At 72.6% G+C, this 19923-nt stretch carries 16 protein-coding genes; 8 read left to right on the top strand and 8 right to left on the bottom strand.

The annotated features are described in order from the left end of the window. Positions 1–74 precede the first annotated feature (74 nt). From AB0946_RS22960 to AB0946_RS22945, 4 genes are all read right to left on the bottom strand, one after another. The gene (locus tag AB0946_RS22960; RefSeq protein WP_366762494.1) at positions 75–935 is read right to left on the bottom strand and encodes an alpha/beta hydrolase; all 861 of its coding nucleotides are present in this window, start codon (positions 933–935) and stop codon (positions 75–77) included. Positions 936–1265: 330 nt separating this feature from the next. Continuing rightward, complete coding sequence (locus AB0946_RS22955) at positions 1266–2024, bottom strand: creatininase family protein (protein WP_366762493.1); 759 nt, start codon at positions 2022–2024, stop codon at positions 1266–1268. Positions 2025–2086: 62 nt separating this feature from the next. Next, positions 2087–3151 (bottom strand): alpha/beta hydrolase, encoded by a 1065-nt coding sequence (locus AB0946_RS22950; protein ID WP_366762492.1) that lies wholly within the window; start codon positions 3149–3151, stop codon positions 2087–2089. A gap of 729 nt (positions 3152–3880) precedes the next feature. Further along, positions 3881–4369 (bottom strand): TetR/AcrR family transcriptional regulator, encoded by a 489-nt coding sequence (locus tag AB0946_RS22945; RefSeq protein ID WP_366762563.1) that lies wholly within the window; start codon positions 4367–4369, stop codon positions 3881–3883. Between the two features lie 192 nt (positions 4370–4561). Here AB0946_RS22945 and AB0946_RS22940 point away from each other — a divergent pair, with 192 nt between their 5' ends. From AB0946_RS22940 to AB0946_RS22915, 6 genes are all read left to right on the top strand, one after another. Then, positions 4562–6004: an aldehyde dehydrogenase gene (locus tag AB0946_RS22940; RefSeq protein ID WP_366762562.1), complete on the top strand. Its 1443-nt coding sequence runs from the start codon at positions 4562–4564 to the stop codon at positions 6002–6004. Positions 6005–6365: 361 nt separating this feature from the next. Beyond that, entirely contained in the window at positions 6366–7301 is a 936-nt protein-coding gene (locus tag AB0946_RS22935; protein ID WP_366762491.1) for an SDR family NAD(P)-dependent oxidoreductase, read from the top strand. 441 nt (positions 7302–7742) lie between these two features. Beyond that, positions 7743–8375, top strand: a complete 633-nt coding sequence (locus AB0946_RS22930) for a TetR family transcriptional regulator (RefSeq protein ID WP_366762490.1) — start codon at positions 7743–7745, stop codon at positions 8373–8375. 108 nt (positions 8376–8483) lie between these two features. Next, the gene (locus AB0946_RS22925; RefSeq protein WP_366762489.1) at positions 8484–8675 is read left to right on the top strand and encodes a hypothetical protein; all 192 of its coding nucleotides are present in this window, start codon (positions 8484–8486) and stop codon (positions 8673–8675) included. 112 nt (positions 8676–8787) lie between these two features. Next, on the top strand, positions 8788–8985 hold the full coding sequence (locus tag AB0946_RS22920; protein WP_366762488.1) for a hypothetical protein: 198 nt from the start codon (positions 8788–8790) through the stop codon (positions 8983–8985). 364 nt (positions 8986–9349) lie between these two features. Continuing rightward, entirely contained in the window at positions 9350–12139 is a 2790-nt protein-coding gene (locus AB0946_RS22915) for an AAA family ATPase (RefSeq protein ID WP_366762487.1), read from the top strand. 336 nt (positions 12140–12475) lie between these two features. Here the strand turns inward: AB0946_RS22915 and AB0946_RS22910 are convergent, their stop codons facing one another. Beyond that, a complete protein-coding gene (locus tag AB0946_RS22910; protein WP_366762561.1) occupies positions 12476–13342 on the bottom strand; it encodes an SGNH/GDSL hydrolase family protein in 867 nt (288 codons plus the stop codon). 512 nt (positions 13343–13854) lie between these two features. Beyond that, complete coding sequence (locus tag AB0946_RS22905; protein WP_366762486.1) at positions 13855–14406, bottom strand: hypothetical protein; 552 nt, start codon at positions 14404–14406, stop codon at positions 13855–13857. A 443-nt stretch (positions 14407–14849) separates the two neighbouring features. Between AB0946_RS22905 and AB0946_RS22900 the strand changes: the two genes are divergently transcribed. Then, positions 14850–15458: a hypothetical protein gene (locus AB0946_RS22900; RefSeq protein WP_366762485.1), complete on the top strand. Its 609-nt coding sequence runs from the start codon at positions 14850–14852 to the stop codon at positions 15456–15458. A 941-nt stretch (positions 15459–16399) separates the two neighbouring features. Here the strand turns inward: AB0946_RS22900 and AB0946_RS22895 are convergent. Together AB0946_RS22895 and AB0946_RS22890 are read right to left on the bottom strand one after the other, a co-directional pair. Then, positions 16400–17338, bottom strand: coding sequence for an alpha/beta hydrolase (locus AB0946_RS22895; RefSeq protein ID WP_366762484.1), 939 nt, complete (start codon positions 17336–17338; stop codon positions 16400–16402). A gap of 112 nt (positions 17339–17450) precedes the next feature. Then, positions 17451–18416, bottom strand: coding sequence for a sigma-70 family RNA polymerase sigma factor (locus tag AB0946_RS22890; protein WP_366762483.1), 966 nt, complete (start codon positions 18414–18416; stop codon positions 17451–17453). Between the two features lie 417 nt (positions 18417–18833). Between AB0946_RS22890 and AB0946_RS22885 the strand changes: the two genes are divergently transcribed. Beyond that, positions 18834–19853: a M28 family peptidase gene (locus AB0946_RS22885; protein ID WP_366762482.1), complete on the top strand. Its 1020-nt coding sequence runs from the start codon at positions 18834–18836 to the stop codon at positions 19851–19853. Positions 19854–19923 lie beyond the last annotated feature (70 nt).

Below are 19923 nucleotides of genomic sequence, written 5' to 3'. Positions count from 1 at the left end.
GGCCGTGCCCGGTACCGCCGCATCCGGCGGTACCGGGCTCAGGGAACCTGTCGGGCGGTCCGGCGCCGCGGGGGTCAGCGGACGGTGGTGCGGGCGGCCCGCTCGATGACGTCGGCGACGAGGTGCGGGTGGGAGACGGCGACGGAGTGGGAGGCCGCCACCTCGGTGGTGTGGGCGTGGGCGCGCTTGGCCATGAAGCGCTGGACGGCGGCGGGGATGTTCAGGTCCCGGGTGGTGACGATGTCCCAGCTGGGCTTGGTCTTCCAGGCGGCGCTGGTGGCCTTCTCCTCCAGTGCGGCCTGCGCGATGGGGCGCTGCTCGGCGGCCATGAGGGCGGCCTGGCCGGCGGGGACGTCGGCGGCGAACTGGTGGTGGAACTTGTCCTGCCGGATGTACAGGTCGGTGGCGGTGGTGCCGTCGGCCTGCTTGTAGGTGACGGGGTCGAGGGCGTCGGGGAGGGTGGAGCCCGGGTACTTGTTGGTCAGCCCCAGGGCGGTCTCGCCGGGCGCCGGGAGGAAGGCGGCCACGTAGACGAGGGCCTTGACCTGCGGGTCGTTGGTGGCGGCCTCGCTGATGACGCTGCCGCCGTAGGAGTGGCCGACGAGGATCTTGGGGCCCTTGACGTGGTCCAGGAGGGTGCGCAGGGCCGCGGCGTCGGAGGCGGGGCTGCGCAGCGGGTTGGCGGCGGCCACGACGGGGTAGCCGTCGGCGCGCAGGTCCGCGATGACGCCGTTCCAGCTGGAGCCGTCGGCGAAGGCGCCGTGCTCCAGGACGATGGTCGGCTTGACGTGTCGGCCGGCTCCGGCAGCCTCGGCGGACTTGGTCGCCCCGTTGGCGGTGCCGCTGAGGGCGAACGCGCCGAGCGCGAGACCCGCCGTGAGCGTCGAGACCACACCGGTCACCACTCGCTTGCGCCCACCCTTGATGCTCACCACGACTGACCCCTTTCAGGTGTTCCGTTGACGGGCGGCCCGGCTTCGCCGGTGCGTCACCGCCTTGACTGGTGATGAATCTTCCATGCCTGCCGTCACCTGTCAAGCCGGTGACGAACGTTCGGGAGGCTGCCGGACCGGTGGCTACCCGGGCCCGTCGCGTCCGGACACGGGAGCGGCCGGGCAGGGCGTCGCCCCACCCGGCCGCGTGTCCCGGGACCGGACGCACACGTGTCCTGTGTCCTCGGTGCGCGCCCATGGCCCGCGTGTCCTGGGCTCGCGTGACATCGGCGTGTGTCACTGGCCCTGGCTGTGCTCTCCGGCAGGCGTGCGCTACCGCGCCCACGGATCGCGCTGGATGATGTCGGCCAGGGCCCTCGCGCAGCCGGAGAGCATCGTCTCCCCCTTCTGCGGGCTCGCCACCCGGGCGTCGCCCGCGACCCCGGACTTCGTGATCCGGTCGAAGGACACGGCCATGTACACCGGCTCGGTCGACTCCGCGGGCAGGGTGATCCGCGGTCCGTGCGCCTCGGCCAGGTGCTCGTGGTGGATCAGCTCGGGGTAGGCGGCCATCATCATGGACGTCTCCCCCTCACAGGCGTGCATGAGCCCGTCCTGGGTCTCCAGCGTGTCCCGCACCACCTCCCGTCCCGCGCCGAAGTAGCTGGCGAAGGCGATCGGCGTCGCCAGCTCCGCGGTCAGTTCGGTCGTGAGGGCGTTGAGGGCGGTCATGTTCCCGCCGTGCCCGTTGACGATCAGGATGCGTGAGAAACCCGCCCGGGTCACGGAGCGGCAGACGTCACGCAGCAGCGCGTGCAGGGTGGGCAGGGAGAGTGTGAGGGTGCCGCCGAACGCCATGTGGTGCTCCGACAGCCCCGTCGGGATGGAGGGCGTCACCACCACACCGGTGTGTTCGGACGCCAGCAGTGCCGCCCTCCGGCACACCTCGGCGGCCAGGAAGTCGTCCACGCCGGTGGGAAGATGAGGGCCGTGCTGCTCCGTGGCCCCCACGGGCAGCAGCACGACCGCGTCCTGGGCCGCGAGGGCGCGCAGCTGTGCGGCGGTCAGACGGTTCCACTGGACTTCGCTCATCTGTGACTCCTCCTGGGAGTGACCGGTGGGGGACGGTTACCGCGTCGGTGCCGGGCGGGGATCTAGAGGTAGTCGGCGTCGACGACTGCCTGGGCGAAGGTGGTGGGTGCTTCCTGCGGCAGGTTGTGGCCGATGTTCGCGATGGTGCGGTGCTCGTACTTGCCCGTGAAGTGGCTGCGGTAGGCGGTGCCGTCGCCGGGCGGGGTGAAGGGGTCGAGGGCCGGGTCCAGGGTGATGGTGGGAACGTGGATGGGGGGCTGGGCGGCGAGCAGCTTCTCGTAGCGGGCATAGCGGGGCTCGCCCTCGATGAGCCCGATGCGCCAGCGGTAGTTGTAGAGCACGATGGCGGCGTAGTCGGGGTTGTGGAACGCCTGGGCGGTGCGGTCGAAGGTGGCGTCGGAGAAGTTCCAGTTGGGGGAGACCAGGGTCCACACGTAGCGGCAGAGCGCGATGCGGTCGTCGAGGTTCTCCATGGCCTGCTTGCCGCGGTCGGTGGCGAAGTACCACTGGTACCACCAGTTGTGCTCGACGGCCGGGGCGGCGGGCGTCAGCTGCGCCTTGACGTTGGTGATGACGTAGCCGCTGGTGGACACCAGGGCCTTGACGCGCTCGGGCCACAGGGCGGCGATGATGTCGGCGGTGCGCGAACCCCAGTCGAAGCCGGCGAAGACCGCGCGGTGGATCTTGAGCGCGTCCATCAGGGCGATGATGTCCAGGGCGATGGCGGACTGCTCGGCGTTGCGCGGGGTGCGGCTGGACAGGAAGCGGGTGCTGCCGTGGCCCCGCAGGTAGGGGACGATCACGCGGTAGCCCAGGTCGGCGAGGAGCGGGGCGACGTCGACGTAGCTGTGGATGTCGTAGGGCCAGCCGTGCAGGAGGATGACCACCGGGCCGTGCGCGGGGCCGGCCTCGGCGTAGCCGATGTCGAGGACGCCCGCCTTGACCTGCTTCAGCGTGGGGAACGTCGTGTGCGTGCCGGGGGTGATGGTGGGCACGGTGGGCACGGGCCTGCCGCTCGACCCGTGCGAGGTGGCGGCGGACGCCTGGTTCTGCAGGCCGGACAGGGAGACGGCGGCCACGCCGGTGCCCAGGCCGACGGCCTTGCTGAAAGTACGCCTGTTGATCATCTGAAACCCTCCGTCGTGCGTGTTCGATGACCCGTCCGGGCCCGGGGAACCTTCGCTCACATCGGCGGTACGGGGTCACTGCGACTGCTGGCGCGATGACCCTCGCACACGGCCCGTCACCTGTCAAACAGGTGACGGAGAGGCGTTCCCGGCGGGCGGGTGGGAGAGGGGGACCGTCTCCTTTCCGTGCCGGACCGGCGGCACATACTCTGGCCTGTCGCGAATCAGGACACATCAGTCACATGACGGTCCGATGCGGTGACGGATCCGGATGTCCGGCATGCCTCCGGCGGCGCCCCGGCGCACCGCCACGACGGCGCAGGTGGGGGCGCAGATGGCGAGCCCGGCCGCCCCGTACGCGGCTCACCTGCTCCGCGGCCCGGAATCCCGGGGCCTGAGTCATTCGACTGAGAGGCGGACAGCTGCCGCGGCTCGTCGTCCCGGCCGGTCATCGTTACGAGCGGCTCCACGGCACCCCACTCCCTTCCCCACCGGACCCGCCTCGTGCTTCACCTTCCGAGCCTATGTGTGCGCGGTCGTGCTCTCGCGGTGGGAGGACAGGAACACGTGGCCGGGGGTCGTGTGAGCGAGTGTGACGAGATGGTGTGAGCGAGTGTGCGGGCCGACGCCGGAGCGGTGGGGCGACGAGGGCCGCCGTAGTGCTCCCTGCCGGGACGCGGCTCGGTGAGTGCTGCTCGCTCCTCGATCGAGCGCCTCCGGATCTCCGCCTCAGGACGCTCCGACGCCGTGCAGGAACGTGTCGACCACCACGTCGGCGGCCTTCCCCGGTGCCAGGTGCCTGTGCCGGTGCGCCACCAGGTTCACCAGCTCGGGCAGCAGCGGCCCCGCCCAGCCCTCCGGCTGGTCCCGGCGCAGGAGCCCCTCCTCGACGGCCCGCCGCAGGAAGGCGTCGACCTCGGCGATACAGGCGTCCCGGCGCCGGCGGATGGCGTCGTGGGTGAGCATGCGGGCGAGGTCGACGGGCCAGGTGCGGTTGACGACGATGACGTTCTCGACGTAGCGGTGCAGGGCGACGGCGACGGGTGCCTCGCGGAGCCGGGCGTCCTCGATGGCCTTCTCGATGGCGGTGACGCGCGACTCGTAGATGGCGGCGAGGAGTTCCTCGCGGCAGGTGAAGCGCCGGTAGACGGTCCGCCGGTCCACGCCCGCCTCGGCGGCGATGCTCGCGATGCTCGCGCCGGGGTCGGCGGCGAGCATGCGGGCTCCGGTGGTCAGGACGGTTTCCAGGTTGCGTGCAGCGTCGGCCCTCATCCCCTAAGAGTATCTCCGCTGAGGACGATCGTGACTGTGTCGCCATAGCTGTGTGTATGTAACTAGAGGAAGTGCTACATTGAAGTGGCAGTTGGACGAGAGGTCCGAACGAACCGGAGCATGGAAGAGAGAAAGCGCATGATCACCTACGACCGGCTTTTCATCGGAGGATCCTGGGTCGAGCCGAGCGACCCGGAGCTGCTCGACGTCCTCTCGCCGCACGACCAGTCGGTGGTCGCCCGCGCGGCCCAGGCGCAGCCGGCGGACATCGACCGCGCGGTCGCCGCGGCACGGAAGTCCTTCGACGACGGCGGGTGGCGGCTGACCCCGCCGGCGGAGCGGATCGCGGTCCTGCGGCGCTTCAACGCGCTGCGCGAGGAGAACGCGGAGAAGATCGCACACCTGATCTCGCTGGAGAACGGATCCGCCGGCTGGTTCACCCGCGCCGGACAGCCCGGCCTGACCAGGCAGGCGAACGCCTACCTGAAGGCCGCGGAGGAGTTCGGCTGGGAGGAGACGCTCGTCCCCTCCGACCCGGCGTCCCCGGTGCGCAGCGTCGTGCGCCGCGAGGCGGTCGGTGTCGTGGCCGCGGTGATCCCCTGGAACTCGCCGTTCTCCTCGGCCACCTCCAAGATCATCCCAGCCCTGGTGGCGGGCAACTCGGTGATCCTCAAGGTCTCCCCGGAGAACTCCCTGAGCATGGGTTTCCTGGCCGAACTGCTGGAGCGGGTGGGCCTGTCCGAGGGCGTGATCAGCGTCCTGCCCGCGGACCGGGAGACCAGCGAGTACCTGGTCTCGCACCAGGACGTCGACAAGATCGCCTTCACCGGCTCGACGCGGGCCGGCCGCCGCATCGCCTCGATCGCGGGTGAGCAGCTCAAGCGGGTCAGCCTGGAGCTGGGCGGCAAGTCCGCCGCCGTCATCCTGCCGGACGCCGACATCGAGAAGGCGGTCGCGGGCCTGAGGTTCGGCTCCCTGCTCAACAACGGCGAGTCGTGCATCGCCCAGACCCGCATCCTGGCCCCTCGCAGCCGGTACGAGGAGGTCGTGACCGCGCTGAAGGAACTGGTGGAGTCGCTGAAGGTCGGCGACCCGAACGACCCCGACACCTTCATCGGCCCGATGATCCGCCCCGACCAGCAGCAGCGGGTGCGCGACTACATCCGGCTCGGCATCGAGGAGGGAGCCCGCCTGGTCACCGGCGGCCCGCAGATCCCCGAGGGTCTGGAGAAGGGCAACTACGTCACCCCCACCGTCTTCGCCGACGTCGACAACTCCATGCGGATCGCGCAGGAGGAGATCTTCGGCCCGGTCCTCGTGGTCATCGCCTACGACGACGAGGACGACGCCGTCCGCATCGCCAACGACTCCGAGTACGGCCTCTCCGGGGGCGTCTGGTCCTCCGACGAGGAGCACGCCCTGGCGGTCGCCCGCCGTGTCCGCACCGGCACCGTCACGGTCAACGGCGCCTCCGTCGCCTTCGACGGCCCCTTCGGCGGCTTCAAGGCCAGCGGCATCGGCCGCGAGTACGGCGCGGTCGGCCTCGGCACCTACACCGAGTACAAGACCATCACCGTCTGACCCCGGTCGTACGACCCCGTCGCCGGCGAGCGCCGCCGACGGACGAACCCAGGACCACGGAAAACGACGCACAGCACCGCCGACGGCGGCAGGTGGCCCCGCCCGCCTGCCGCCGGCGCGGTGTCGGTGGACACGTGTTCCGACAGCGCCGGCAGCACCTGGCGCGCGCGGAGCGGGCCCGGCCTGTCGCACACCGGAGGCCGTTCACCGGATACAGGAACATATGTTCGTTATGCGCGCCATGTCGGCCGACAGTCTGTCCATACACGCTGTATGGTCTTCCGTAGGATGTCTTGGCGGAAGCGACACGTGTGCGACGTCCCGCCGAGCGCTACCACTCCTCTGAAGGCAGGGCACTGCTATGACACTGACCACCACCCCGTTCGGAATGCGCGCCACCGCCGCCGAGGTGCTCGACGGAGTCGATCTGACCGGGCGCCGGATGATCGTCACCGGAGGGGCCTCCGGTCTCGGTGCCGAGACGGTGCGCGCGCTCGCCGGTGCGGGAGCGCAGGTGACCGTCGCCACCCGGAACCCCGCTGCCGCCGAGCCGCTGGTCGAGGAGTTCCCCGGCACACGGGCCGTCGCACTCGACCTCGCCGACCTGGCTTCCGTGCGTGCCTTCTGTGACGACTGGAGCGGGCCGGTCGACGCCCTCGTCGCCAACGCCGGCGTGATGATGCTCCCGACCCGCCAGGTCAACGCGCAGGGCTGGGAGATGCAGCTCGCCGTCAACTACCTCGGCCACTTCGCCCTGGCCGCCGGCCTGCGCCCGGCCCTCGCGGCGGCCGGGAAGCCGCGCGTGGTCGTGGTCAGCTCCGGCGCCCAGCTGCGGGCGGGCTTCGACTTCGAGGACCCGCAGTTCGAGCGGCGTCCCTACGACCCGTTCGTCGCCTACGCGCAGTCGAAGACCGCCGACGTGCTGCTCGCCGTCGGCATCAGCCGTCGGTGGGCCGAACACGGCATCGCCGCCAACGCCTGCGCCCCGGGGTTCATCCACACCAACCTGCAGCGCCACCTCGACGAGGCGACCATGCGGGCCTTCGGTGCCATGGACGCGGAGGGCAACCTCGTCACCCCCGACTACTACAAGACCCCGGCCCAGGGCGCCGCCACCACGGTGCTGCTGGCCGCGTCACCGCTCGTCGAAGGTGTGAGCGGGAGCTACTTCGAGGACAACCAGGAGTCGGAGGTCGTCGACGGGGGCCCCGAGGTGATGACGGGCGTCGCCAAGTGGTCGGTCGACCCCGCCGCCGCGGACAAGCTGTGGGAGTACGCCCTTCCCGTGGTGCGCTGACCGCCGCCCCCCTGTCCACGCCGCGGGGCCGTCCCGCACGGCCGCACACCGGTACGAAGGAAGAAGACCTCCTCGCCGACCGGGGCTGCCAGATGACGTGCTTCGGCGGCGAGCAGCCGGACTCCGCCCTGGTGGAGGGGGTCGTCCCCCTGCGGCCCCGGACCGCGCTCTCCTTCGCCGAGCCGGTGGACCGTGCCGGACGGAAGACGCCTCCCGCCGGCTGCCTCCTCTGCGGGGACGAACGCGGCCTCCCCGGCCCACCAGGAGCCGTTCGCCGAACGGACGGATGCCACGTACCGCCTCCCCAGCGGTCGCGCCCCGCTGCTCTCCCCGCCCGGCGAGCCGGCCGATCTTCTCGGACAGATCGCGCACGGCGTTCCGGCATAGGGTGCGAGAGCGGCCTGCGGGCCGTGGAACCGCATGATGACCGGAAGGTGCCCGATGAGACCCGTGACCCGACGCCAGGCCGACCACCATGCCGCGCGGTCGGCCGCGACCCGGGCGCAGGTGATGTCCGCCCTGGAGCGGCTGCTCGATTCCGGTGAGGCGTTCTCCGAGATCAGCGTCCAGCGCATCCTCGAGGAGGCGGGCGTGTCCCGGGCCACGTTCTACGCCCACTTCCAGGGCAAGTCGGACGTCCTCGTGCGGCTCACCGACGAGCTGCGCGAGTCACTGCTGGCCCTGGCGCGGCAGTGGGACCCGGGCGCCGGGGGCGGGGCCGACCGGTTCGCCCGGTTCTTCGAGGAGGTCATCACGATCCACCGTGCCCACCAGGGCGTGCTCACCGCGGTCCGCGAGGCGGCGGCCTACGACTCGGCGATCGGCGACTTCTACACCGCCGACCTCGAAGGTTTCGACGAGGCGGTGCTGCGGACGCTGCTGTCCGAACAGGCCGCGGGCTCGACGCCGGCCGACCTCGACGCCGTCGCCGCGAGCCGGATCATCGTCTGGGGAGGCGCCCAGGCGATCGCGCACCACATCCGTGTCGACGACGGCAGCGGTGACACCGCCTTCGCCCGCGAACTCGCCCGGATCTGGTGGCACGGCGCCTACCGACGCCCCGCCGGGCAGTAGACCCCGCCGTTCGGATCGGGGCGGCCGTGGGGTGTGGCGCCCCGGGGCGGCTGGCAGCGTGGTGGGGGGAGGGAGGCGCCGACGCGCGCCTCACGGGCGCGGCCGGGCGTGGGGGAGCCGGCAGCCGAGGACAACGGGGCCGGACGTGTGTGCCAGGCCGCGCGACGCCGGGGTGATCCGAACACGACGGCGGACACCCCGGCCACACGTACCGAACTGGAACCCCGGCTGCTGGACCAGCCGAGGATCACCATGCCCACGGTCACCCCGGGCGGGCAGGCCGACGGCGTCATGAGGTGACCGGCAACACATGCGTCACCGGCTTGACGGGTGACGGAGCGTGGGGCACGCTGAGGAGTGTCCCCGGCAGAAGCGAGGACGCCTTCCACGGTCGACGAAGTGGAGCATGGTCATGAACAAGGAATCCACCAACGACGCCGCCGCCGCGGCACTGCGGCACGCCCGTTTCGGGCACCTTCCCGAGCGCATCCGCTTCGAGGACATGACCCAAGGGGTGAAGGCCGAGGAGGGCGGCGGGGCGAACGCCTCGTACAACCCCGAGGGCTCGTGGCAGTACTTCTCGTGCCTCGCGCTGGACCTGGGACTGTAGACCGGACCCAGCCATCTCCCCGGGGATGGCGCCCCCACACCGGAGCGACGGTCGGCGCGTCACCGCGTCGCCCGCCGCGTCACCGAGTACGGGAGTCACCGCAGCCACCGCGACGCTCCCCCCGGCGCCGCACACGCGCTCACCGTGCCCCTCCGGGCGTCTCACACCCGCCCACCGCGGACACCCCCGGTTCCGCACACCCGGCCCGTGTGAGAGGTGACATACCGAGACGTCCAGGTAGCCAAGCGGACACACGCTACCGGATGATCCGATACGCTGTCGGGTCGTGTGTTGACACGGCACGGACCCACGTACAGCACGGGGGAGGTCCCCTTTCCTCGCAGCACTTGGAGACAGCAGCCCGATGAGCGCCCTGGACCACCAGGCCGGTTCCGCCGCAGGACGGCTGATCGGGCGGGACCAGGACCTGGAGTTCATCCGGTCCCACCTCAACGGCTCCCCGGTCCACGGCGCGTCCCTGCTGCTGACGGGCGAGCCCGGCATGGGCAAGACCGCGGTCCTCGACACGGTGGCGGCGGAAGCCAGGCGGCAGGGCACCCGCGTGCTGCGGGCGAGCGGCGTGCAGTTCGAGGCGGACATCGGCTACGCCGGTCTCAACCAGCTGCTCGTGCCGCTCTTCGACTCCTTCGACCGGCTGGACAGCGGCCACCGCGACGCCCTCCGGGTCGCGGTCGGCATCGGCAGCGGCCCGCCCCCCAACCGTCTGCTGACGTCCACCGCGGCCCTGATGCTGCTGCGCCTGATCGCCGAGGACACGCCGTTGCTGGTCGTCGTCGACGACCTGCCGTGGCTGGACCGCGCCACCTCCTCCGTGCTGGGGTTCGTGGCACGGCGGCTCATCGGCAGCCGCATCAGCTTCCTGGCGGCCTCCCGCGTCACCTCCGACGGCTTCTTCGAGTCGAGCGGCCTCACCGAACACCGGCTCCGGCCGCTGGACGAAGCCGCGTCGGCCGAGTTGCTCACCCGCACACACCCCGGGATGTCCCTCGCGGTGCGGCGCCGGGTCGTGGCGGCGGCACACGGCAACCCCCTCGCGCTGCTGGAGCTGTCCGCGGCCCTGGAGGCCGAGCAACGCACGGCACCGACGGCGGTGCCCTCCGTACTGCCTCTCAGCGAGCGCCTGCAGACACTGTTCGCCTCGCGCGTGGCCCATCTGCCGCAGCCCACCCGGGAGTTGTTGCTGATCGCGGCGCTCGACGGCACGGGCGACCTGGCCGTGATCGAGGCCGCCGGGGCCGGCCGTGCCGTGCTCGACGACCTCGAAGCCGCGGAACGCGACCGGCTGATCACCCTCTCCGCCCCCTCCCGGCGGCTGTCCTTCCGGCACCCGTTGATCGGTTCGGCGGTGGTGGCGCAGGCGACGGCAGCCGACCGCCGCCGGGCGCACCGGGCACTCGCCGCCGTACTCACCGACCAGCCGGAACGCCGCGCCTGCCACCTCGGAGAAGCGGCGACCGGCCCGGACGAGACCGTCGCCGCCCTCCTGGAACAGGCCGCCCTGCTCCGCCTGGCACGCGGGGACGCACTGGGCGCGGTGGCGGCGCTCACCCGCGCCGCGGGGCTCAGCCCGGCACCGGCCGACGAAGGCCGCCGGCTGGCCAAGGCCGCCTACATCGGCGCCGACGCCTGCGGTGAGCTGGCGGACGCCTCACGCCTGCTGGCCGGAGCCCGGCGAGCCGATCCCGGCGCCGGGGAATCGCTGTACGCGGCGGCGACCTCCGCCCTCCTCCTGATCAACAAGGAGGGCGACGTCGACACCGCGCACCGGCTGCTGGCCGGCGCGATCGAGTCGGGAGGGCACGGCTGGGACGCGTCCGACGACGCCCTCGTCGAGGCCCTGTTCACCCTGACCACCCTGTGCTGGTACAGCGGCGACCCGCAGAAGTGGCGGCCCCTGTTCCGGGCGCTCGACCGGCTCACTCCCGCACCCCCCGAGCTGCTGCGGGTGTGCGCCCAGACCTTCGCGGACCCCGCTCGCACCGGGCACCGGGCACGGGAGGCGCTCGACGCACTGCTGGCGGACGTCGGCGAGGACCCGACCCGCGTCATCCGCGTAGGCACCTGTGCCGTCTACCCCGAGCGGCTGGCGGACGTGCGGGGGGCGTCCCAGCGCCTCGTCGAACAGGGCCGGGCCGGCACCGCACCCGTGCGCCGGCACCTGGCCGCACTGCTGCACCTGTGCCTGGACCACTACCAGACGGGCCGCTGGGACGAGGCCGTACGCCTGGCCGGTGAAGGCCTGGTCCTGTGCGAGCAGCACGGCTACCGCTCCTTCGCCTGCAAACTCCAGTACGTGCAGGCGCTGGTGGCCGCGGCACGCGGCGACGCGGAGGCGAGCACGGCCCTGTCCGAGGAGATCGCCGGCTGGGCCGTCCCGCGCGGCGCCCACGGTGTGCAGGCCCTCGCCTTCCACGCCCGGGCGCTGACCGCCCTCGGCGCCGGCGACTTCGAGGCCGCCTACCGGCAGGCCACCGCCCTCGGCCCGCCCGGAACCCTCGCTCCCTACCTGCCGCAGGCCCTGGCCGTCACCATGGACCTGGTGGAGGCGGCCGTCAGAACAGGACGCCCCGCCGAGGCCGCCGCCCACGCGGCGGCCATGCGGGAGTCCTCGATGGCCGAACTTGCGCCGCGCCTCGGTGTGCTCGTGCTCGCCTGCCAGGCCCTGACCACGCCCGGCGACGACGCCTTCGCCCTGTTCGACGAGGCGCTCGGCCGGGCCGAACCCGGCGCCTGGCCGTTCGACGTCGCACGGATACGCCTGTTCCACGGCGAACGCCTTCGCCGCCGGCGCCTCACGAAGGAAGCCCGTGAGCAACTGGCCCGGGCTTTGCGGACGTTCGAGGAGCTGGGCGCGGCCCCCTGGGTGTCCCGCGCCACCGCCGAACTGCGTCCCGGCGGCCACGGCGCGTCGGCCACCGCACAGCCGGGGAAGGGCGCGCTGACCGCCCAGGAGTGGGAGATCGCCACACTGGCGGCCACCGGACTGACCAACAAGCAGATCGCCGAACGGCTGTTCCTGTCGCACCGGACCATAGGCACGCACCTGTACCAGATCTACCCCAAGCTCGGCATCAGCTCGCGGGCCGCGCTGCGCGACGCTCTGGCCGCCCTCGACCTGAACGACGTCGGCTGACGTACGGCACACCGGCCACCGCCGTGCCCTCCTCCGCCGTGCCACCGCCGCTCCCGACGAGCGGCCGGCCCCGGCGGCACCGGGCCCCGCCGAGCCGGCCGGGCCGACCGGGGCACAGGTGTGGAACCGGGCGGGGAGCGTGGTCCTCACGGGATACGGCCCCGGGCCGTCCGGCCTGCTTGGACAGCGCGCGGCGCCCGCCCCGCGGAACAGCGAAGGCCGGCCCGGTACGCGAGGTACCGGACCGGCCCGCGACACAGACGGGGCAGCCGGGCCGACCTGGACGGGGCGTCATGTGTCCCCGGCCGGTCCGGCGGCCGTGCCACGCCGTGAGGGTCAGCGGTGCGAGGAGTGGCGCGGGAGCGCGGTCTCGACGGCCGAGGCCATCACACGCTCACCCGTGGCGTTCGGGTGCACCGGCGCCGCCGGAGTCTCGGGGGCGAAGGTCTCGATCCACCGCTCGCCGGCCGGCTCGCACAGGTCATGGCCGACGGTGGGCGTGTACGTGTCCACGTACCGCGCCCCGCTCTTCCGGGCCTGGCGGGCCAGCATCGCGTTGAGTTCCTTCTCCTTGTCGCGGAGCCAGGCGAAGTCACCCATGGCGAGCGGCACGGTCTTGCCGGTGCAGCCCACGCCGTCGTCGGGGAAGAGGTCGGGGTAGCCGACCACCAGGACCCTGGCGTGCGGCGCACGCTCGTGGATGCCACGCAGCACCTGGGCGACCTCGGGCCCGGTGCGGGCGATCGCGTCCGAGATCCGGTCCGTCCCGGCGCCCGCGAAGTGGGTCCGGCAGGGGGTGCCGGCCGGATCGGCCGCCGTGAGCTGGGCGCAGGTGCCCAGGACGGTCGAGAAGCCGATGTCGTTGCCCCCGACCGTCACGGTGACCAGGTCGGTCCCGCGGTGGACGGCGTCGAGCTGGGCCGGCACGCCGTCGGCCCGGGGTGCCGTCATGTCGGCGGTGGTGGCACCCGAGCAGCTGACGTCGGTCAGCGTGGCGCTCCTGGACTGCGCGACCAGCGAGGGGTAGTTCCGGCTGGAGCGCAGGCAGGTGGCGTCGACCTGGGTGGGCACGAGCGGCGCGGAGGCGTACGAGTCGCCGAGAGCGACGTAGTCCACCTCGCCCCGGCTCGCCGTCACCGTGCTTGCCGCGGCCGTTCCGGCGGGGGCGACAGCGGCCCCGGCGGAGAGCAGGACCGCGCCCACCGTGAGTGCGCGTCCCGCGCGGGTGGTGGGAAACAGTTTCCTCAAGATCTGTCCTTCCGTGATCGGTGGAGGGGCTCTGCCCGGGGCGGTCCGCGGGCGAGCACCCACCCTTCACACGTATGTGAAGGCGCCCGGGTGCCGTGTGTTTCGGTAACGAATCGGGCAGTGCGGTCCCGCGCTGACGGCAGCAGAAAGCCGGGCGTCGTCGGCGCGCACGGACGACGCCCCCGCACGGTTCGTGAGCCATCCGGCGATGGCCGGGTGGACGGGCGCGGCGAGGGAGCGGTGGGAGCGGAGGACCCGCGAGGTAGGCGCAGCGATCCGGACCGAGGGGTCGAGGCGGAGTGCGCTGGTGCACCGGCCCGACGTCGACGTCGACCGTCCGGCCGGCCCGAGGAGAACCCGGGCGCGGGCAGGGAGGCGCGGCCGGGCTGTAGGAGGGGTTCCACCCGTCCCGCGAACACGGCGGTGTCCGGCTGGTGGACAGCCTGCCCGCGGGACTGGCGCGAACGTCAGGCGCCGGGCCTCAGCAGGGTGTACATGACCGAGCGATCCTGCTTGTGACGCCGGATGCGGCCCTTGGCGACCAGCGACTCAAGGGTGTTGCGCACCACCTGCGGGGTGGGGGCGCGGTTCGGGTACTTCGCCATCAGCTCGTCCCGCAGTTCCTTCGCCGGCTGCGGCTCGTCGTGGTGGCCGAGCAGATCCGTGAGCAGGTCACCGAGCAGAGGCTGACGCGACTTCCCCTTCGCGCCCGCCTGCGCGGCGCCGCCCGCGGTGGCGGTCCTGGCCGGTGCCGGCCGCCGTGTGCCGCCTCGGCCCGGAGCGCGCTTCGCCTTCCCGACGGCCGGCTCGTCCTGCAACTGCTCCGGCAGGCGCGACGCGTCCGCGAAGCCCTCGTACCGCTCGGCGAGGTTCAGGATGTCGGCCAGGAGTGCCTCCTCCTGCTTCAACACCTCGATCTTCGACGCCAGCTCCTGCTGCCGTCGGCGGTTCTCCTCCAGGTCCGATGCGGCTTGTTCCACGTACCGCGATCGGAGTGTGGCGGCTGACTGTGTGGTCACGACCATTCACTCCTCGATATGGATGACGTGTGCATGGTACCCACGCGGGGGTCCCGTGCCGGAAAGTGTCGACGCCGGACGGTTCGCCGGGCATGCTCACCGTTCACGATAAGTGCTGACGTGCCCTCGCACGGAAGAGTGATGCGGACGTTTCCTACCCACGTGAGCCGTTCCCCGAACGGAATACCTGGTAGCTGTGCGGGCCAACCGTGCGCGGTAACACGCGTAACGTCGATCGTGCAGCGGTTCAGGGCCGAAGGGGCAGGTTCCGGGGGCGGTCCGCGCTTCGGCGTCCAGCGACATGTGTGCCAGGATGCATGTGACGGGTGGCAGACGGATGAACTCCGCGCGGGGCTGCTCCGTTCATCCTCATGACAGGCTTCCCGCCGCCGGGCGACCGCTCGCCCTCACGAGGCGACGCGCTGGTGAGAGGAAGAGCCCCTTTGCACGTTCTCATCCCCGACGATCCCGTGTTCTTCGCGAAGTTCGAGAGCCTCGAGGAACCCCTTCTCCAGCACCTCCACCGACTGCACAGCGAGGGACTGCGGACCGACGACGAGGACGTCGTCTCGGACGCCTACGACAGCTGGGTCCACGTACTGGTGCAACTGCCGCTGTGGTTCGAGTGGTACGCCGCGAGCCGGTCCGCCGGCCCCGCACCGGGCGACCGGGTCCGGGTCAGGTACGCCCTGTACGGTCCGGGCGGCGACCAGCTCACGAGCCTGTACCCGGTGGAGGTCACGGCGGCCGACCTCGGCAATCTGCTCGCCTGTCTGGAGCTGCTCGCGTCCACCGGGACATCCGCCCCGCCACCAGGGCGTAAGCAGGTCCTGCCCGACGGCCTCCGGCGCGTCCTGGGCGTACTGCTGCTGACGCCGTCGGACAGCCTGTTGCACACCCTGCGGCAGGCGATGGGCCCCGAACCGGTCGTCTCCGTGACGCTGTCCGCCGAACAGGAGACGGACTACCGGCGCTTCTGCGAGGACATCGTCACCATACTCAGCTCGGGCGACGCGTTCGCCTACCGCAACCACCGCGCCCTGTACTTCTGAAGCACGACCGCGTCGCCCGTGCAACCTTCGGCGGACGGCTGCGAAAGCGTGGGAGCGCAGGTCCGGTCGCGGCTGTGGAAGGGGGGACGTTCCGGTTCCGCCGACTTCGTCAGCCTGGAGATGTCCGAGTGCTCGCGCATCCCGGTCGCCACGGTGACGAGTGACGCCATGGCCGGCCTGCTGAACAGCGTCAGACCGGCCGCCGGCACGTGCCCCGCGTGCCCGCGCCGCGCGAACGGCGTCCGGCGCGGCGTCGTCGCCGCCGCGCGTGCGCCGCGCACCGGGGGCACGGGGTCGTAGGTCACGCCGGACCGACGTACGGCCGGACCGGCGCGTCCGCTCCGCGCCATGCCCGCCGGTCTGCCCCCGGCCCCGGACGCGTCGCGCGGCGAGGGCCCGCTGCTCCCCGGGGGCCGCTCCGCCGGGGTTCCCGTGAGGCAGCCTTGCCGGGGTCCCGTGGAGGGTGCCCCCGGCGCAGTCACCGTCGGGTGTGTCCCGCCGGGGTTTCCGTGGGGCAGCCCCGCCGGGCCCACCGTAGGGCGTGTCCCGGCACAGTCCCCGTCGGGTGCGCCCCGCCGGGGTCCCCGTCGGGCGTGTCCCCGCCGGGGGGCACTGTGGAGCGTGCCCCGGCGCAGTCCCCGTCGGGTGTGTCCCGCCGGGGTTTCCGTGGGGCAGCCCCGCCGGGGTCCCGTGAAGCGTGCCCCGCCGGGATCCCGTCGGGTGTGCCCCGCCCGGGTCCCCGTCGGGCGTGTCCCCGCCGGTCACCGCAAAGCGTGCCCCCGCCGCAGTCCCGTCGGGTGTGTCCCGCCGGGGTCCCGTGGAGCGTGTCTCCACCGGGGGCACCGGGGAGCGTCCCCCGCCGCAGTCCCGTCGGGTGCGTCCCGCCGGGGCCCCCGTCGAGCGCGCCCCCGCCGGGGCCCGCGCGGCATGGCAGGTGGGCGCTACGCGGTCCCGCCCCGTGGCGTCGTCTCCCGGACGAAGTCGAGGACCGCGTCCGCGAACCTCCGGGGTTCCTCGACGTGCCCCATGTGACCGCTGTGCTCCAGCACCAGCAGCCGGGAGTCGGGGATCAGTTCGTCCAGTTCCAGACCCCAGCGCAGCCCGCAGATCACGTCGTGACGGCCCACGATCACCAGAGCCGGCACCGTCAGTCCCTTGAGCGCGGCACGGTCGTCGATGACGTCCGGGGTGAGGTCCTCGTCCAGGCCGGAGATGTACGTGGCCCGGACCGCGTCCCGGAAGGGCGCGTACTTCTCCTCGTTCCCCCAGTAGTCGGCGAAGTACGACGGCAGCACACCCCGGGCGACGGCCACGGTGTCCTCGTCACTGGTCATGCCGGACATCGCCTCGAACGCGGCCAGCACGCCCGGCAGTCCCGGGTGGCCGGCGTGCTTCGCCACGAACGCCTCCACCATGCGGGCCGCCTCCGCGCCGTGCTCGGGCCCCGTGACGGGAGCGCCCTCGTAGAGCACGACACCTGCCAGCTGCTCGGACCGGCGCAGGGCGTGGTAGGCGGCCACGAAGGCGCCGTGCGAGTGACCCAGCAGGTGCACCCGGGACACCCCCAGCCGGTTGATCAGTGTCTCCAGGAAGCCGCTGTAGCGCTCCCGGGTGTATCCGTGCGGGTGCGAGGGCAGACGGCTGTCCTCGGCGGTGCCGACGGGCTCGACGTACACCATGGTCAGGTGCTCCTCGAGGGCGGGCATCCGCATGTACTCCCAGTGGATGCCGGGCCCGCCCGAGTGGGCCACGCACACCGGGCCGTCGCCGTGGACGTGGTAGCGCTGCACCAGCCCGGCCAGCCGGTAGGTGTGGGTGCCGGGGGACAGCGGGTCGGTGCCGGGGGTCGAGCCGTCGTGGTGCGTGTGGAACGCGGTCATCGGGGCCTCCATGAGCCGTGTGGACGTGGGTCGCACCGACACGACACCGCCGGGACCGGAAAGTTGGATCCCGGTGAGGTGACCTGCGTCACACGTCCGGGGAGGGGTGGGCTCAGGCCGCCACGGGCTCGGGAAACACCTCCGGGCGGGGGCTGTGGTACAGGCAGACCCGGTCGACGCGGCCCGCGTCCAGCGTCATGATCCAGGCGACGCCCGGCGGGCAGTGGTCCGGGTCGTCCGCCGGGCTGATCAGCTCCATCTCCCACACGACCAGGGACCGGCCGGCCACGACGTGACGGGGCCGCTGGCGCACCCCCGCCGAGAGGTCGAGGTCCATGCCCGACAGCAGCAGGTCGGCACCGCCGAGCCGTTCCCCGCCGACCAGCAGCGAGACCCCGGGGGCGTAGCGGTCCCGGACCACCTTGCCGAACTCGCCGCGTTCGGCGGCCGCCAGCGTGTCGTGTGCCTCCCGCCAGCTCTCCGCCGTGCGGCGCAGCACGTCCTCGTGCCCGGAGTCCGCCGTGTCCGCGAGGGTGCGGGCCAGTGCGGCGCGTGCCTGGTGCAGGCGGCTGCGCACGGTACGCACCGGCACCGCACAGGCCTCGGCGATCTGCTGGTAGGAGGTGATCCCGGTGGAGAAGTAGCGCAGCACCACCGGCAGCCGCAGGGTCGGGGACAGCGACTCGACCGCCTCCCAGATCCAGTCCCGCAGCGCGTGGCCCTCCAGCACCTGCTCGGGAGTTCCGCCGTCCTGCGGCAGCGGCACCTCGTCCAGGGGTTCCGTCCGCCGGGAGGCCCGCAGCAGGCCGCGGCAGTGGTTGCGCACGACCATGCGCAGCCACGGTCCCACCGCTTCGGGATCGCGTACGTCCACGATCCGCCGCAGCGCCACCAGCGCCGTCTCCCGAAGGACGTCGTCCACGTCCGGGCCCGGCCCCAGCAGGCTGAGCGCCACCGCGCGCATCCTCGGCCGGTGCCGCTCCAGCAGCAGCGCCAGCGCCGACACGTCGCCCGCCTGCGCGGCCCGGGTCAGGGCGGCGTCCTCCCACGTCCCGGCGTTCTCCTGCGGCCCGCCCATACCCGTCCTTCACAACGAGACACCGACACTTCCCCCGACTCTAACGCCCTGGGGGACAGGTGTCTCAGTGGGTCCGCGGCCCGCGGCACCCACCAGGCTCATGCGCACCCTCGCCCGCAGCGACACGTGTGACAACAGGGCGCTTTCCGGGGACGGGACGGGGGTGGAGCGGCCGCCCCCACGTCAGGGAAGAACGCGTGGACGGCCGCTCCCTTCCTGCGGCCGGGCCAGCCGATGAACACACCGGCCGCAGGAGTCCTCCTCTGGATCAACGGGACGGAAACCGGCACGGGTTCACGGATCGGCCGACTAATATCCGCCCCGAGCGCTCCCCTCCCCTCGCGCTTTTTCTGTTGCCGGGTGCCCGGCCGTCGGCCGGTGCGTTGTCCCTGATCCCCGTGGTGAGCGGAGTACCGGATGACGAACGACCCGACGGCGGCGCCCGGCCGGAGCCCCCGCCCGGACGCCGGCAGGCTGCGGCGGCACGTGGAGTTCCTCGCAGCGGGCCCGCGCAGCCGGCTCCGGGCGCCGGACATGATGGAACGTGCCGAGGCGTACGTGCACGACGAACTGACCGCCGCGGGCTGGCTGGTGCGGCGGCAGCCGTTCGACGTGCGCTGGCAGGTCGGCGCCACCGACCGGCACGGACACCGGGCCCTCGCCCTCAAGCCCCGGCTCCACCGGCGGCTGCGCGGCGCGAACCTCGTCGCCGAGCTGCCAGGCCGCGGTGCCGGGCCGGCCGTGGTGATCGGCGCGCACCTGGACAGCGTCAGCGGCAGCCCGGGCGCCGACGACAACGCCTCGGGGGTCGCGGTGGTCCTGGAGACGGCACGTCTGCTGGCCTCCTCGCCCGTCGCCCCGCGCGTCGTCCTGGCCGTGTTCGACATGGAGGAGCTGGGCCTCATCGGCTCCCGCCAGGCCGCCCGGGAACTGGTCGGCGACGGCGGTGTGCGCGGGATGATCTGTCTGGAGTCGGTCGGCTACTTCGCCGACGACCCGGGGACCCAGCGCCTGCCGGCCGGCTTCGGGCGCGTCTTTCCCGAAGCGTCCGCCGCGACCCGTGACGAGGGCTACCGGGGCGACTTCACCCTTGTGGTGCACCGCCGTTCCTCGGCCGCCGCGGCCGAGGTGTGGAAGCGGGCCGCCGCGGCGGCCTCGCCGTCCGTCAGCGGCCTGCTGCTGCGCGACCCGCGTCCCGACGGGCTGCTCGGACTGCTGATCGGACTCGCCGTGCCTCCGGCCAGCCACCTGGGGCGCAGCGATCACGCGCCGTTCTGGAACCGGGGTGTTCCCGCGCTCATGCTCACCGACACCGCGAACTTCCGGAACCCCCACTACCACCGGGGCACGGACGTGCCGGAGACGCTCGACTACGACCGGCTCGCCGCCGTCACCGAGGCCACCGCGGTGACGGCCGTGTCGTGGGCGTCACCGTGACGCCGTGCCGTGGGCGTCATCGTGACGCCGTGCCGCGGGTGTCACCGTGTCCCGCGGCCTTGGAACAGAT

The sequence above is a fragment of the Streptomyces sp. NPDC046870 genome (assembly GCF_040704595.1).
GTDB lineage: Bacteria > Actinomycetota > Actinomycetes > Streptomycetales > Streptomycetaceae > Streptomyces > Streptomyces argyrophylli.
Note: the sequence above shows the minus strand (reverse complement) of the source record. Positions and strands in the feature narration are given on the sequence as shown.